Raw genomic sequence first — 15,281 nt, forward strand, 5'->3', positions numbered from 1 at the left:
CCTGTCGACCGGTCCTCTCATGCGCCGGCCTGACATGCGGCTGGAGACCATCACGCGTGCAGACCGGCAGATGAAATTGCTGCGGGACCATTCCGGGGGGGAAACCGATGACGGCTTCTGCCATCGTGGCGAGCATCGGCAACGGAGGGCAGTTCCGCAACGGACGGCAGTTTGCGGGCTCGTTCGGACTGACGCCCGGAAACGACTCCGGCGAAGGAAAGGCTCGGCAGGATCACGAAGATGGGGCCGGTATCTCCGGGAATTGCGCGTCGTGGGCATAACGCCCCCTGTGGTCCGGCTGAAGGTTCGGCCGGACAAGGGCGATCCGTGGCCGCTAAAATTGCCGGAGCGAAAGCGGTTCCGGCTGGCGACGATCGCGATGGCCAACAGGACGGCCGGGGTCATCCGGGTTGTCCTGACACGCGGCTGGCCCTGCTCGCCGCAGGCTGCCTGATCCGGGACGCCCGGCCTTGAAGAGCGCATGACCGACGAGGTGATGGAGCCCCCTCAGCCGCGAAACCGGGGGAACCCGCCGAACTTCGGGGGCGCTATGACCCGCAAAGCTGACAGGGCCCCGGGACGCGGAAACCATCAGGGCCAGCGGTTGCAAGGCCGCGCAACCAGACCGGGCACAGGATCGCTTCCGAACGGGTGCATTACCGTCATTTCCCGCTTGCCATGCAGGAGCCATCCCCACAGGCCGTTCGAGGCGTTGTCCTTTCCATGGGAGACGGCCTCACCGGGCCGCTGGCAGGAGGGGCCGCGCCTCATGACAGAGCCGGCGCCGAACGCCCGAAAACTGCAGCTTGCCTTGGGCGTGCTGACGGCCCTCAACCTGGCCTCGATCAGGCTGCGGTGTGAGCCGTGCACAGACCTGCCCCGCAGGTCGCCCCTCAGGGGCCTGATCGAGGGCAGGCCTTGCCCCGACAGGGATCAGATCCGGCTGAACCCGTCCAACGGACCGCGGCGCCCCTGCCCGGGCTGGCCAGCCGCGGTCGGCACATCGCCCGATCTGCGAATGGCGGGGCACCGAAGAACATGACGCAGGCCGTCGCGGAAGCGCGGGCCATTGCCTGCCGCCCTCGGCCGCCCGCGCCTCCGGGCCCGGCCCCGATTGCCCGGGCCGGGCTTGCGTGACGAGACCGGGTGGCCGACCGACCCTCTGGCGGCGGCGCGATCCGGCGATGACGCCGGTTTGCGCGCCCCGCGCCTTCGCCCCGGTCGGACCCACGGCCGCGACGGCCCCGAGGGCATCCGTGAGAGGACCGGGTGGCTCGGGCATCTGAAACGCGGGGCTCAGATCCTCATGGTCAGGCATGACATGGAGGCCGTCCTCCGGCGCGCCGACCGGGTCAGCATGCCCGTCTGGACGCGGGGCCGCGACCGAGACATTCCCGTCGAGATCCCGCCCCGGATGCAGGCAAAGGCAGCCGAGACCGGTCAGGCCGCCGCAGCCCCGCCACTTCGCGCGGCTCAGCCCCGGCTCAGGCCGGACGGCGCCGCACGAAGCGCCCGTCGGGGCCGAGATGGATGCCGCATTCGGTCTTGTCGGGATTGTCGGCCCAGCGCCCGGCTCGCGCATCCTCGCCCGCCCGGACCGCCCGAGTGCAGGGCGCGCAGCCGACCGAGCGGAACCCCCTGGCCTCCAGCGGATGGCGCGGCAGATCATGGGCGACGAAATAGGCGTCGAGATCCGCGCGGTGCCAGAAGGCCAGCGGATTGACCTTGAGATGCGTCCCGTCGCGCTCGATCGCGGGCAGGGCCGCGCGGGTCGCGCCCTGGTAGCGCTTGCGCCCCGAGATCCAGGTGTCGACCCCCGCGAGCGCATCCGCCAGCGGAAAGGTCTTGCGCAGCAGGCAGCACATGTTCGGGTCCTCCTCCGCCAGCCGGCGATCGGGATCTTCGGCGGCGATGATGGCGGGATCTGGACGGACCTCGACGAGATTGAGATCGAACAGCCGGACCAGCCGGTCGCGATAGGTCAGCGTCTCGTCGAAATGCCGTCCGGTCTCGATGAAGAGCACCGGGATCTGCGGCAGGATCCGGGTGACATAATGCAGCAAGACCGCGCTTTCGGTGCCGAAGGACGAGACCAGCGCGCGCGTTCCGAGCCGCGGATCCTGCAGAAGCCCCGCCATGTCGACATGACCGAGATCGGGCATGTGGTCGGCCTGCAGCGCCTCGAGGAGGCGGTCCCTGCCGCCCGGAGGCCAGGAGCTGCCGGACCCGGAAGACATGTCGGAAACGGGATCGGACATCGGAACGTTTCCTCCTGCGGCATCCCTTCCGACGTAACATTGCAGACCCGCCGGGAAAACCCGGATGCGGACGACCGGCGGTCCGTTGCCGCCATGGCGGGACTTTCCGCAACGCTCTGACATGCGCCTGTCACATTAACGGGGACAGGGTCCCCGTACTGGCCAAGTCCCGCCCCGCAGCGTATCCCGATCCCGACCCGCCGACAGAGAATGCCGATGACCCGCCCTGCCCTGCTGATCTTCACCGACCTCGACGGCACGCTTCTGGATCACGAGACCTATTCCCACGCAGAGGCCGCCCCGGCCCTGAGAGCCCTGCGCGCAGCCGGGGTGCCGGTGATCCTCGCCTCGTCGAAGACCGCCGCCGAAATCGCCCCGCTCCGGACAGAGCTGGGGCTCTCGGCCTATCCGGCGATTGTCGAGAACGGCGCGGGCCGTCTCGAACCGGACGCCGAAGCGCCCCGGACCGGCGGTCGCTACCGCGCGCTTCGCAGCGCGCTGAGCCAGGTGCCCGCCCCGCTGCGGAGCCGCTTCAAGGGGTTCGGAGACGGTGGCACGGAATGGATCGCCGAGGTGACGGGGCTTGCACCCGAGGCCGCCGCGCTGGCCGCCCGGAGGCTTTATTCCGAACCCGGGATCTGGTCGGGCAGCGAGACCGAGAAGTCGGCGTTCCTGGCCGCGTTGCAGGCGCAGGGGGTCAGCGGCCGCGAGGGCGGACGGTTCCTGACGCTTTCTTTCGGAGCCAGCAAGGCCGGGCAGATGGCCGAGATCGCGGCGCGCTATACCACGCCTTTCGTCGTGGCGCTGGGCGATGCGCCGAACGACCGCGAGATGCTGGAACAGGCCGATCAGGGCTTCATCATCGCCAATCCGCACCGCGCGCCGATGCCGCCGCTCGCGGGCGAGGAGACCGGACGGATCCAGCGGATCGCCGCTGCCGGTCCGAAAGGTTGGAACCTGGCCCTGAGGCAGGTTATCTCTGATTTCGGGATCTGACGGTCCCGCATTTTTTCCGGGCCCGGGCCTTTTCCGGACCACCTGTCCATTTTCGGGGCGACACGCTCCGGCAAGGAGACGCGCAAATGGCCGATTTCCACCAGAACGGCAATGTCGCCACCCTGCACAACCTGAGGTCGGCCCCGACCGAGCTTCTGGTTCATGAACTGACGACCTTCGCCCAGAGCCGCAAGATCAGCCTGATCCTGCCCTCGCTGTTTTCCGAGCTGGAAGGCGACGCGCTGCCGAAGATCCTCGACGAGCTGGCCGAGGTGCCGTTCCTGCACCGGATCGTGATCGGGCTCGACCAGGCCGACGAGGCGCAGTTCGCCCATGCGCTGCAGTTCTTCGACCGGCTGCCGCAGACCCATGTGGTGATCTGGCAGGACAGTCCGCGGATGCAGGCGATCCATGCCCGGCTGGAGGCGCATAACCTGCAACCGGGCGACCCCGGCAAGGGCCGCAATGTCTGGTTCTGCATGGGCTATCTCATGGCCTGCAAGGACAGCGCGGTGATGGCGCTGCATGATTGCGACATCGTCACCTATTCGCGCGAGATGCTGGCGCGGCTGGTCTACCCCGTGGCGAATCCCAATTTCCCCTATCAGCTGGCCAAGGGCTTCTATCCGCGGATCGGCGGGGACAAGCTCAATGGCCGGGTCAGCCGGCTGCTGGTCAGCCCGATCCTGCTGGCGCTGAAGAAGACCATCGGCGACCGGGACTACCTCGATTACCTCAGATCCTTCCGCTATCCGCTGTCGGGCGAATTCGCGCTCCGGACCGCGACCCTGCCCAATCTGCGCATCCCCTCGGACTGGGGGCTGGAAATCGGGGTGCTGTCCGAAGCCTGGCGCAATCTCGCGCCGCGCTCGGTCTGTCAGGTCGAGATCTCGGATGCCTATGACCACAAGCACCAGCCGGTCTCGCCCGAGGATGCCACACGCGGCCTGTCGCGGATGTCGGTGGATATCTGCAAGTCGATCTTCCGCAAGCTGGCGGCCGATGGCACGGTGTTCTCCGAAGAGATCTTCCGCACGCTGAAGGCCACCTATTACCGCGAGGCGCTGGACCTTCTGGACTGCTATTACAATGACGCAAGGATGAACGGGCTGAGCCTCGACCGGCATGCCGAGGAGAACATCATCGAGCTTTTCGCCCGGAACATCACCGAGGCCGGGCAGGTCTTTCTGGACCACCCGGCCGAGACCCCCTTCATCCCGACCTGGAACCGGGTGCATTCGGCCGACCCGACGCTGATGGACGACATGATGGCGGCGGTGACGGCGGACGGGACCGATTACCGGTCTTCGGCCGGATAGGCGCGCGGGCATCGGCACAAGCCAGGTGGAACAAGCCAGGCACGGGCGGCCGGCCTGGCAGAGGCAACCGCCCCGGCTAGCCCCTGTCCCGACTGGCCCCGTCGCGGTTCGAGATCCAGCGGCATTGATAGGGCGCGAAGGGAATGTCGGTGCCATGGGGCGAGATCCGCTCGCCCGAGAGCAGGTCGACCCAGTCCTCGCCGCCGATCAGGTTGATCGCCATCGGCGAGACCGACAGCTCCTCGGCGCTGACATTGTGCAGCGCGAAGACCGACTGGTCGCGGTCGAGGCTCTGGCGCCAGAGCCCGAACAGGCGGCAGTCGAGATGCAGCGTGAACTGGGTGGCGTTCGGATGGAAGGCGGGCTGACGACGGCGGATGCCGATCCGCCGCTTCATCTGCCGCAGCACCAGCGACTGCGGGCTTTCGGGGTTTTCCAGAAGCGCCAGCAGCGCGGGATAGTCCCAGCGATGGCGGTTGATCGCCCGCTTGATGCCGGTCTTCTCGACCCCGGCATGATCGTTGGGCGTCGCCAGTAACGAATGCACATAGAAGGCCGGGAAGCCCTCCAGCGCCATGACGATGCTTTGCGAACAGAGAAAGCGCTCGACCTGCCAGCCATCCTCGCCCGAAAAGGTGCCCTTCATCGCGTCGAACCAGGTGATGTTCAGCTCATAGGCCGTTTCGCCGCCGCCGACGGTCGAGCGCATCGAGACCTCGCCGCCGAAGGACCGGATCGCGCCGATGATGTCGCCGATCTGCTCTTCGGGCAGCAGCCCCTCGACCGGGCGCATGCCGATGCCGTCATGCGAGGCGGTGAAGTTGAGATAGGCACAGCCCAGCTGGGCGGGCGGCATCGTCGCCTGCCAGCGATGCAGGTATTCGGCGGTGCCCGACAGAAGCGCATGCAGGACCAGCGGCGGCAGCGAGAAATTGTAGACCGCATGGGCCTCGTTCCGGTTGCCGAAATAGCTGAGATTCTCGTGGTTGGGCACGTTGGTCTCGGTCAGCAGCACGATCGGCTCGACCGCGAAATCGCACAAGACCCGCATCAGCTGGACGATGGCATGGGTCTCGGGCATGTGGATCGAGGGGGTGCCGGGCTCCTTCCAGAGGAAGGCCACCGCATCGAGCCGGACGATACGCACCCCGTTCTCGACATGCAGCCGCATGATCCGCAGGAATTCCAGCAGCACCTCGGGGTTGCGGAAATCGAGATCGACCTGATCGTGGCTGAAGGTGCACCAGACATGGCGAGTGCCGTTCGCGGTCTCGACCTCGCGCAGAAGCGGGCTGGTGCGCGGGCGCACCACAGGGGCCAGATCGTCCTCGGGCGAGGCCTCGAAGAAGAAGCGGTCATAGGGCGGATGACCCTGCCGGTATTCGCTGAACCAGTGCGACTGGCTCGAGACATGGTTCAGGACGAGGTCCGACATCACCCGGAAGCTGCCCGCGATGCGCCGGATATCCTCCCAGTCGCCCAGGTTGGAATTGACCATCCGGTAATCGGTGACCGCGAAACCGTCATCCGAGGTGAAGGGAAAGAAGGGCAGGATATGCACGCCCCCGACCGTGCCCTCGAGATGGCGGTGCAGGAAATCGTTCAGCAGGTCGAGCGGCTTGTGCTGGCCGTCGGTGAAGCTGTTGCCATAGGTGATGACCATCGAGTCCTCGCAGGACCAGAGCCGGTTCGACGGCATCCGGGCGCGACGGCGGGGATGCGTTCCGTCAGGCCAGAACGCCTCGACGATCCGGTCGATCAGGTGCTCGCGGTCGTGATCGGGATAGATCCGCCCGACCAGTCCGGCCAGTTTGATGCGCAGGGTCTGCGTCGTGTCTGTCATTGTGCCCAGGCGTTTCCCGACCTCATTTCTTGCCCGCCGGGGCCGGGCTGGCAAGGCGCAAAGCCTGAAATCCCGAGGCGCGCCAGCCCCGCGCCCTGTCTGTGCCCGGAATTTGGGCGCAGATCACGGCAGCGGCCGGATCAGGATGGCACGAAAGTCGTTCACATTGGTCAGGGTCGGGCCTGGCACCACCTGCGCGCCCAGCGCCGCGAAGAAGCCATGGCTGTCATTGGTGGCCAGCGCCCTGCCCGGATCGCAGCCCAGCCGCTCGGCCTCGGCCAGCGTGGACGGCCCGATAACCGCGCCCGCGACCTCGGCCGCGCCATCGACCCCGTCCGTGTCGCAGGCGATGGCATCGATCCCCCCGGCGCCGTCCAGCGCGACCGCCAGGGACAGCGCATATTCGGCATTGGGCCCGCCGATCCCGTCGCCCCGCCGGGTCACCGTGCATTCGCCGCCCGAGAGCAGAAGCAGCGGCGGATCGCCCGGCGCCATCGCGGCCTGCCGCGCCCGCGCCAGATCGGCATGGGCGGCGGCCAGTTCGCGCGCCTCGCCTTCCAGCGCGTCGCCCAGGATCTCGACCGCACAGCCTGCGCCCCGCGCGGCCTCGGCCGCAGCCTCGAGCGAGAGGGCGGGGGCCGCGATCACCACATTCTCGACCCGGGCAAGGCGCGGATCGTCGGGGCGGACGGGATCGCCGCCCGCCTCGAGAAAGCTCTGGACCGAAGGCGGCGGCACCACCCCCCAGCGCGCCAGTGCCGCCAGCGCCCGGGCCGCGTCGCCCCGATGCCCGACGGTCGGGCCGCTCGCGATATCGGCGGGGTCGTCGCCCGGCACATCCGAGATCAGCAGCGCCAGCACCCGCGCCGGAAAGGCCGCGGCGGCAAGCCGCCCGCCCTTGACCGCCGACAGCTCCTTGCGGATGCCGTTCATCTCGCCGATGGGCGCGCCCGAGGCCAGCAGCCCGGAGGTCACCAGCCGCTTTTCCTCCAGCGTGATCTGCCCGGCGGGCTGCACCAGCAGCGACGAGCCACCGCCCGAGATCAGCGCCAGCACCAGATCCTCCTTGCCGAGCCCCTCGAGCAGCCGCATCACGCGGCGCGTCGCGACCTCGCCCGCGGCATCGGGCACCGGATGCGCGGCCTCGACGATCTCGATGCCGGCGCAGGGCCGGGCATGGCCGTAACGGGTGATCACCAGCCCCTCGCATGGACCCCAGGCCGCCTCGAGTGCCTCGGCCATCCGCGCCGAGGCCTTGCCGGCACCGATCACGACCACCCGTCCGGAGGGCCGGGGCGGCAATGCCGGCGCCACCGTCCGCATCGGATCGGCGGCCGCGACCGCGGTCTCGAACAGAGCGCGGAGGAAGGCCGGGGGTTCCGCCGGAGAGGCGGCAAGGGCGGCGGGCGGCGGGGCGGGCGCTTGCAGGGTCATGCCGAAAAGGATGGGGCAACCACCGCCCTTGGCAAGAGGTTGGTTGCGCTGTGACCCAACGGCATGTGGCGCCCTCTCAGGAGGCGAGCGCCAGCGCCTCCTCGAGATCGCGGTTGCCCACGACCAGATCGGCCAGGGTGATGCCGTCGAGCGTGGCATAGAATTCGGCCAGCGCCCGCTGCAACGCGCCCTTGAGAAGGCAACAGCACGAGATCGGACAGGTATTGGTGGCCGGATCGAAACATTCGGCGAAGGGCACACCCGATTCGAGATGCCGGAAAACCTCGCCCACGGTGATGTCCTCGGGCATGCGCTTGAGGGTCAGACCGCCATTCCGGCCCCGGGTCGTCTTCACCAGCCCGTGATGCGCCAATGTGTTGATGACCTGGGCCATGTGGTTTTCCGAGGTGTTGCAGGCGCCCGCGATATCCGCCTTGCGGACCGTCCGGCCACCATTGACAGCACAGTACATAAGCGCCCGCATCGCGATGTTCGTCCGGGTGGTCAGCCGCATCGGGGTTCTCTTTTCCAGTCGTGACGGATAATGATCTATCTCACATACGGGTTCTAACCAGAATAGAGCCTGTTAAAGATCACGCAAGCCCTTCGCCGATCCCGGACGCGGGGCGGGTTCAGAAACGGGTGACGGGGCAGGACTTGAGCCGTAAACGCGCGAAGAAGGACGATCCGGCCGCCAGGCGGCTTTCCCAGATGACGGCGCCGGTCATGAGCCTGCTGGAGCGGGCCGGGGCGATGGCGACGGCAGCCTCGCTGCTATGGCTGATCCAGGCCGCGGCGGTGGCGCTGGCGCTTGGCCAGATGCTTCAGCCCGATACCGCCTGGGGGCCCACCTGGGCCTTCGCGCTGGTCTTCGTTGCCGTGGGCGTGGGCCGCGCGCTGCTCGATCACCGGGCCGGCGCGCTGTCCTTCCGGGCCGCGGATATCGTTCTGGCGCTGGAGCGCGCGCGTCTGGTGACGCGGGAATCGCGGCGCGCGACCGACGACCCGGCCCGCCCGGCGGCGGCGGTGACCGCGACGCTGGCCGCCGAGAAGCTTGCCGCGCTGACGCCTTTCCTCACCCGCTATGCCCCGGCCAAGCGCCGCTCGACCTTCGTGCCGCTGGTGATCCTGGGCGTCGCCTTCTACGTCTCCTGGGCGGTCGGGCTCGTGCTTCTGTTCGCGGGGCCGCTGATCCCGGTCTTCATGGCGCTGGTGGGCATCGCCGCCAAGAAGGCCAGCGAGCGCCAGATGGAAGAACTGTCGAACATGAACGTCCTGCTGCTCGAGCGGCTGACGGCGCTGGTCGACATCCGCCTGCTCGATGCGACCGAGCGCACGGTGGAAAGCTTCCGCTCGGCGGCGGACCGGCTGCGCGGGCGCACCATGGAGGTGCTGCGCGTGGCCTTCCTGTCCTCGACGGTGCTTGAGCTGTTCTCGGCCATCGGCATCGCCATGGTCGCGGTCTATGTCGGTTTCTCGCTCCTGGGCGAGCTGGATTTCGGCACCTGGGGCACACCTCTGACCGCAACCGAGGGGATCTTCCTGCTGCTGCTCGCGCCAGACTATTTCCAGCCGCTGCGCGATCTGGCCGCCGCCTGGCATGACAAGGCCGATGCCAATGCCGTGGCGCGCGAGCTGGCCGAGCTGGAGGCGCAGGAAGAGACCAACTTCCTCGGGCTGGGCGCCGCCGCCGCACCGCTTGCGGCCGCCGACGCGCTGTCGGTCCGGGGACTTGCCTACCGCCCGCCGGGCGGGCGGCTGATCCGCTTTCCCGATTTCGACCTTCACCCCGGCGAGACTCTGGCGATCACCGGGCCGTCGGGCAGCGGGAAATCTTCGCTTTTGCGGCTGATCGCGGGCATGGCGGTTCCGGCCGAGGGCGAGATCCGGATCGGCGAGACCGTGCTTTCGCCCGAGACCGCCGATGCCTGGCGCGCCCGGCTGGGCTGGCTGCCGCAGCAGCCGCGCTTCGTTTCGGGCTCGCTTCGGAAAAACCTGACCCTGGCGCTGCGGCCGGGGCGCGAGCTTCCGCTCGACCGCGCGCTGGAGCTTGCCGCCGCCGATGGCGTGGTGGCGCAGCTGCCGCGCGGGCTGAACACCCGTCTGGGCGAGACCGGGGTCGGCGTCTCGGGCGGCGAGGCAAGGCGGCTGATCGTGGCCCGCGCGGCCCATGCCCATCCCGACCTGCTGCTGGCCGACGAGCCGACCGCCGATCTCGACGAAGAGACCGCGACGCTTGTCACCGAGGGGCTCCTGGGGCTTGCCTCGGGCGGCGTCGCGCTGATCGTGGCCACCCATGACCCGGCGCTCGCGGCCCGGATGGACCGCCAGATCGCCATCAGACCGGAGCATGTGGCATGAAGGACATCCTGCAGATCCTGCGCCTGACCTGGCAGGCCCAGCGCGGCCCCCTGATCCGGGGCACGGCGCTGGCCGTGATCGTGGTGGCGATGGGGGTGTCGCTGCTGGGGCTGGCGGGCTGGTTCATCACCGCCGCCGCGGCGGCCGGACTTGCGGGGATCGGCATCGCCTTCAACGTGTTCCAGCCTTCGGCCGCCGTGCGCTTTCTGGCGCTTGGCAGGACCGCCGCGCGCTATGGCGAGCGGCTGCTGACCCATGACGCTACCCTCAAGGCCCTGACCGATATCCGCGTGGCGCTTCTGCGCGGCGTGCTGGCCCTGCCGTTCCAGACCCTGTCGCGGCTTCGCGGCGCCGAGACCATGAACCGGCTTGTGGCCGATGTCGACGCGCTCGACGGGGTGGTGCTGCGGCTGTTCATTCCGGCGGTGACCGGGGTGATCCTTTATGTCGTCGCGTTCCCGCTATTGTGGTGGATGACCGATTTCACGCTGGCGGCCTGGATTTTCGCGAGTTTCACGCTGGGCTGCGGGCTGGTGCTGATCGGGGCGGGGCGCCATGCGCTTGCCCCCTCGCGCCGGGCCGAGAAGGCGCTGCAGGCCTTCCGCATCCGGCTGATCGACCTGTTGCGCGCCCGCGACGATCTGGTGGTCTATGGCCGCCTGCCCGAACAGACCGAGGCGGTGCAACTGGCCGAAGCCCGGATGCGCGACAATCTGGGCGCCATCGACCGGCTGGAACGGCGGGCGGGACTCGCGCTGTCTTTGACCACGACACTGGCCACGGGCACCGCGCTGGCGCTGGGCGGGGTTCTGGCGGCCCGGGGCGCGATCACGCCCGCGCAGGCGGCGCTGGGCTTCTTCGTGGCGCTGGCGCTGTCGGAGACCGTCCAGCCGCTGCGCCGCGCGCTGGCCGAGCTTGGCCGCATGCTTGACGCCGCCCGGCGCGTGACCCGGCTTCTGCCCGAGGCAGCCCCAGTGGCCGCCCAAGTGGCCGAACCGGCCCCGCAGGTCCCCGCCGCAGACAGCGCCCCCGCCCTCGAGATGACCGGCATCGCCTATCGCCATCCGGGCGCCGAGGCGCCTGTGCTGAAGGACTTCTCGCTCCGGCTCGACCCCGGCGCCTGCATCGCGCTGACCGGCGCCTCGGGCAGCGGCAAGAGCACCGTCCTGGCGCTGGCCGCCGGCCTCATCCAGCCCGAGGCGGGCAGCATCCGGCTGGCGGGCTGCCCCATCGAGACGCTGTCCGAAACCCGGCTGCGGGCCGGCATGGCCTATCTGCCCCAGCGCAGCATGCTTCTGGGCCAAAGCTTCTTCGACATGCTGGCGCTGGCCGATCCCGATCTCGGCGAAGGCGAGGCGCTCGAGTTGATCGAGGCGGTGGGGCTGTCCTCGACGGTCGCGGCGCGGGGCGGGCTGCATGCCCCCCTCAAGGAGAACGGGGCCGGGCTTTCGGGCGGCGAGCAGCGCCGTCTGGCCCTGGCCCGGGCGCTGCTGCGTCGCCCGCGCCTGCTTTTGCTGGACGAGCCGACCGAGGGGCTCGACCGGCCGACCGCGACCCGGGTGCTGGGCGCGATCCGCGAGATCCTGCCCGGGGCGGCAATCCTGACCGCCTCGCATCGCAAGGCCGAACGCGACTGGGCCGACCGGCTGATCGTGATGACCTGACCCTGTCGCGGCGGGCCGCCCGGTGCGGCCGGCCCCGCGCAGGCCCCCTTTCGCAGCGGCACCTCCGGAGCCTGCTCCGGACGCTTTTCCGACATGCGCGCGGGTCCGGTCCGACCCGCACCGTTGACCCCCTTCGGGCACGCATTGCCGTTATGCCGCATTGGCATGGCACAGCGTTGCATACAAAGGTATATCTGGAACACGTCTAATATTCCGGACTCGTGTCTTGGCTGCAAAGCCATGGAATCCGGACATATTGCGTAATTGAGAGGGAAGGGCCAAAGGAGGCCAGTAATGGAACTCGACATCGTCGAGCTGTCTAGGCTGCAGTTTGCCATGACAGCCATGTATCACTTCCTCTTCGTGCCGCTCACGCTTGGCCTGTCGGTCATCGTGGCGATCATGGAGACGGTCTATGTGATGACCAACCGCCCCGTCTGGCGCCAGATGACGAAATTCTGGGCCACACTGTTCGGCATCAACTTCGTGCTGGGGGTCGCGACGGGCATCACCATGGAGTTCCAGTTCGGGATGAACTGGAGCTATTACAGCCATTACGTCGGCGATATCTTCGGCGCTCCGCTGGCAATGGAAGGGCTGATGGCCTTCTTCCTCGAGGCGACCTTCGTCGGTCTCATGTTCTTCGGCTGGGACAAGCTGTCCAAGGTGGGCCATTGCGTGGTGACCTGGCTGGTGGCGATCGGGTCCAACTTCTCGGCGCTCTGGATCCTGATCGCCAATGGCTGGATGCAGAATCCCATCGGGGCCGAGTTCAACCCGATGACCATGCGGATGGAAATGACCTCGTTCTTCGAGGTGATGTTCAACGAGGTGGCGCAGGCCAAATTCGTGCACACCGTCTCGGCAGGCTATGTCACGGCGGCGATCTTCGTCCTGGGCGTGTCGGCCTGGTACCTGCTGAAGGGCCGCCATGTCGAGCTGGCACGCCGCTCGATCGCGGTCGCGGCCAGTTTCGGGCTTGCGGGCGCCCTTTCGGCGGTCGTGCTGGGCGACGAGTCGGGCTATAACGCCACCCATACCCAGAAGATGAAGCTCGCCGCGATCGAAGGCATGTGGGAGACCTATTCGGCCCCTGCCCCCTTCAACCTTTTCGGCATTCCCGACCAGGCCGATCGCGAGACCAAATACGCAATCGAGATCCCGGCGGTGATGGGGCTGATCGGCGCGCGCTCGCTGACCCAGGAGCTGCCCGGCATCAACCAGCTGGTCGAGGAAGCCGATGCCCGCATCCGCAACGGGCTGATCGCCTATGACGCACTGATGCAGATCCGGGCCGAGCGGGGCAATGCCACGCCCGAGCTGGCCGCGCAGTTCGAAGAGCACAGCGGCGATCTGGGCTTTGCCTTGCTGCTCAAGCGTTATCTCGAAGATCCGCGCCAGGCGACCGACGCGCAGATCGCCCAGGCCGCGCAGGACACGGTGCCCGGGGTGCTGCCGCTGTTCTGGGCGTTCCGGGTGATGGTCATCCTCGGCTTCGGTTTCATCGCGATGATGCTCTACTTCTTCATCCGGGCCAATTTCTACGGCATGCGCTTCCCGCGCTGGGCGCTGCGCGCCGCGGTGGTGGCCATTCCGACGCCCTGGATCGCGGCCGAGATGGGCTGGTTCGTGGCCGAGTTCGGCCGTCAGCCCTGGACCGTCGACGGTGTGCTGCCGACCGCGCTCTCGGTCAGCCATCTGAGCGTGACCCAGGTCGCGCTGACGCTGGCGGGCTTCGTCACCTTCTATTCGGTCCTCTTCGTGATCGAGATCGGGCTGATGCGGAAATACATCCTCAAGGGTCCCTACATGGACGTCGCCGAAACCGACGACTGGACCCGGCGCCATACCGACCGCCTGACCGGCGGCCGCGGCTACGAACCGGCGGAGTAAAGACCCATGATCCTGCATGAATACGTGGATTTCGATACCCTTCGGGTGATCTGGTGGGGGCTTCTGGGCGTCCTTCTGATCGGCTTTGCCCTGACCGACGGCTTCGATCTGGGCGTCGGCACGCTGCTTCCCTTCGTCGCCAGGACCGATATCGAGCGGCGGGTGGCGATCAACACCGTCGGCCCGGTCTGGGAAGGCAACCAGGTCTGGTTCATCCTCGGTGGCGGCGCCATCTTCGCCGCCTGGCCGCCGCTTTACGCGGTCAGCTTCTCGGGCTTCTACCTGGCGATGTTCCTGATCCTCGCGGCGCTGATCCTGCGCCCCGTGGGCTTCAAGTACCGCTCGAAGCGCGAGGATGAACGCTGGCGCGCGGCCTGGGACTGGGCGCTGTTCGTGGGCGGCTTCGTGCCCGCGCTGGTCTTCGGCGTCGCCGTGGGCAACGTCCTGCAAGGGGTGCCGTTCCGGCTGACCGACGATCTTCTGTCGATCTATGAGGGCTCGTTCTTCGGGCTTCTGAACCCCTATGCGATCCTGGCGGGGCTGGTATCGGTCTCGATGCTGGTGATGCATGGCGCGGCCTGGCTGCAGCTCAAGACCGAGGGCATGGTGGCCGAGCGCGCGCGCAGCTTCGGCGCCTGGGCGGCGCTGGCCACCATTCTCACCTATGCGCTGGCCGGGCTCTGGCTCGCCGGCGGGATCGAGGCCTACAGCTTCACGGGGACGGTCGCGACGGACGGGCCCTCGAACCCGCTGCTGAACGAGGTTGCCCGGGGCGGATCCTGGATGGCGGCCTACGAGACGCGGCCCTGGATCGCCATCGCCCCGGCGCTGGGGATCCTCGGCGCAGCGCTGGCCTTCCTCGGCTTCAAGACCGGCAAGGAAGGCTGGACCATGCTGGCCTCGAAGCTCTCGATCTTCGGCATCATCGCCTCGGTCGGGCTGACCATGTTCCCGTTCATCCTGCCCTCGAGCCTCGACCCCAGCTCTTCGCTGACGGTCTGGGACAGCTCGTCCTCGCATCTGACGCTGTTCGTGATGCTGGTCTCGTCGGCGATCTTCGTGCCGCTGATCCTGGCCTACACCGCCTGGGTCTACAAGGTGCTCTGGGGCAAGGTCACGGCCTCGGACGTGGTCGACAAAAGCGACTCGGTCTACTGAGAAAGGAGCCCGAAGATGTGGTATTTCGCCTGGATTCTCGGCCTGCCGCTGGCCGCGCTTTTCGCGGTCGTCAACGCGATGTGGCTGGAGCTGAACGCCGACCGCACGATGATGGACGGCAAGCCGCGCGACGACCGCTGAGCCGGTCGCCGTCCTGAAACGGGGTCCGTCCGCCGAGGCCCCGGCACCTCTGGGCCCGCGCCACCGGCGCGGGCCTTTTCACGACCCCGGCCGGGTCGGCGGGACCGTTCCCGCAAAAAGATGACTCTTTGACATCTGATTTTAACCTGCCCTATAGGGCTCGGGTCACATGCGCTTTTCCGCATGTTTCAGCCCGAGCCGCACAGGAGCAGCG

General features: G+C 68.1%; 12 protein-coding genes. 8 read left to right on the top strand and 4 right to left on the bottom strand.

Translation table 11 applies throughout. From position 1 onward, the window contains the following. The first annotated feature begins 107 nt into the window (after positions 1–107). Positions 108–281 carry a transposase gene (locus B5V46_RS20570; RefSeq protein WP_231119146.1) on the top strand — a complete coding sequence of 58 codons (174 nt, stop codon included), beginning with the start codon at positions 108–110 and terminating at the stop codon, positions 279–281. 1,203 nt (positions 282–1,484) lie between these two features. Here B5V46_RS20570 and B5V46_RS15300 read toward each other — a convergent pair. Continuing rightward, the gene (locus B5V46_RS15300) at positions 1,485–2,258 is read right to left on the bottom strand and encodes a phosphoadenylyl-sulfate reductase (protein WP_196774268.1); all 774 of its coding nucleotides are present in this window, start codon (positions 2,256–2,258) and stop codon (positions 1,485–1,487) included. 216 nt (positions 2,259–2,474) lie between these two features. Here B5V46_RS15300 and B5V46_RS15305 point away from each other — a divergent pair, with 216 nt between their 5' ends. After that, complete coding sequence (locus B5V46_RS15305) at positions 2,475–3,254, top strand: mannosyl-3-phosphoglycerate phosphatase (protein WP_080617398.1); 780 nt, start codon at positions 2,475–2,477, stop codon at positions 3,252–3,254. A gap of 86 nt (positions 3,255–3,340) precedes the next feature. After that, entirely contained in the window at positions 3,341–4,573 is a 1,233-nt protein-coding gene (locus B5V46_RS15310) for a glycosyl transferase (RefSeq protein WP_080617399.1), read from the top strand. A 76-nt stretch (positions 4,574–4,649) separates the two neighbouring features. On the opposite strand, the gene B5V46_RS15315 is transcribed toward B5V46_RS15310, so the two are convergent. From B5V46_RS15315 to B5V46_RS15325, 3 genes are all read right to left on the bottom strand, one after another. Beyond that, a complete protein-coding gene (locus tag B5V46_RS15315) occupies positions 4,650–6,416 on the bottom strand; it encodes a sugar phosphorylase (RefSeq protein ID WP_080617400.1) in 1,767 nt (588 codons plus the stop codon). Positions 6,417–6,539: 123 nt separating this feature from the next. Further along, positions 6,540–7,850 carry a glycerate kinase gene (locus tag B5V46_RS15320; protein ID WP_080617401.1) on the bottom strand — a complete coding sequence of 437 codons (1,311 nt, stop codon included), beginning with the start codon at positions 7,848–7,850 and terminating at the stop codon, positions 6,540–6,542. Positions 7,851–7,926: 76 nt separating this feature from the next. Next, positions 7,927–8,364 carry an Rrf2 family transcriptional regulator gene (locus B5V46_RS15325; protein ID WP_080617402.1) on the bottom strand — a complete coding sequence of 146 codons (438 nt, stop codon included), beginning with the start codon at positions 8,362–8,364 and terminating at the stop codon, positions 7,927–7,929. 143 nt (positions 8,365–8,507) lie between these two features. On the opposite strand from B5V46_RS15325, the gene cydD reads away from it, so the two are divergent. The 5 genes from cydD to cydX all read left to right on the top strand — a co-directional run bounded on the left by cydD (position 8,508) and on the right by cydX (position 15,067). Then, positions 8,508–10,211: a thiol reductant ABC exporter subunit CydD gene (cydD, locus tag B5V46_RS15330; RefSeq protein WP_231119147.1), complete on the top strand. Its 1,704-nt coding sequence runs from the start codon at positions 8,508–8,510 to the stop codon at positions 10,209–10,211. Further along, complete coding sequence (locus B5V46_RS15335; RefSeq protein ID WP_080617404.1) at positions 10,208–11,875, top strand: amino acid ABC transporter ATP-binding/permease protein; 1,668 nt, start codon at positions 10,208–10,210, stop codon at positions 11,873–11,875. Before cydD ends, B5V46_RS15335 begins: the two co-directional genes overlap by 4 nt. 294 nt (positions 11,876–12,169) lie before the next feature. Continuing rightward, a complete protein-coding gene (locus tag B5V46_RS15340) occupies positions 12,170–13,768 on the top strand; it encodes a cytochrome ubiquinol oxidase subunit I (RefSeq protein WP_080617405.1) in 1,599 nt (532 codons plus the stop codon). Between the two features lie 6 nt (positions 13,769–13,774). After that, complete coding sequence (cydB, locus tag B5V46_RS15345) at positions 13,775–14,926, top strand: cytochrome d ubiquinol oxidase subunit II (RefSeq protein ID WP_080617406.1); 1,152 nt, start codon at positions 13,775–13,777, stop codon at positions 14,924–14,926. A gap of 15 nt (positions 14,927–14,941) precedes the next feature. Beyond that, positions 14,942–15,067 carry a cytochrome bd-I oxidase subunit CydX gene (gene cydX, locus B5V46_RS15350; protein ID WP_080617407.1) on the top strand — a complete coding sequence of 42 codons (126 nt, stop codon included), beginning with the start codon at positions 14,942–14,944 and terminating at the stop codon, positions 15,065–15,067. Positions 15,068–15,281 lie beyond the last annotated feature (214 nt).

Source organism: Rhodovulum sp. MB263 (genome assembly GCF_002073975.1).
Classification (GTDB): domain Bacteria; phylum Pseudomonadota; class Alphaproteobacteria; order Rhodobacterales; family Rhodobacteraceae; genus Rhodovulum.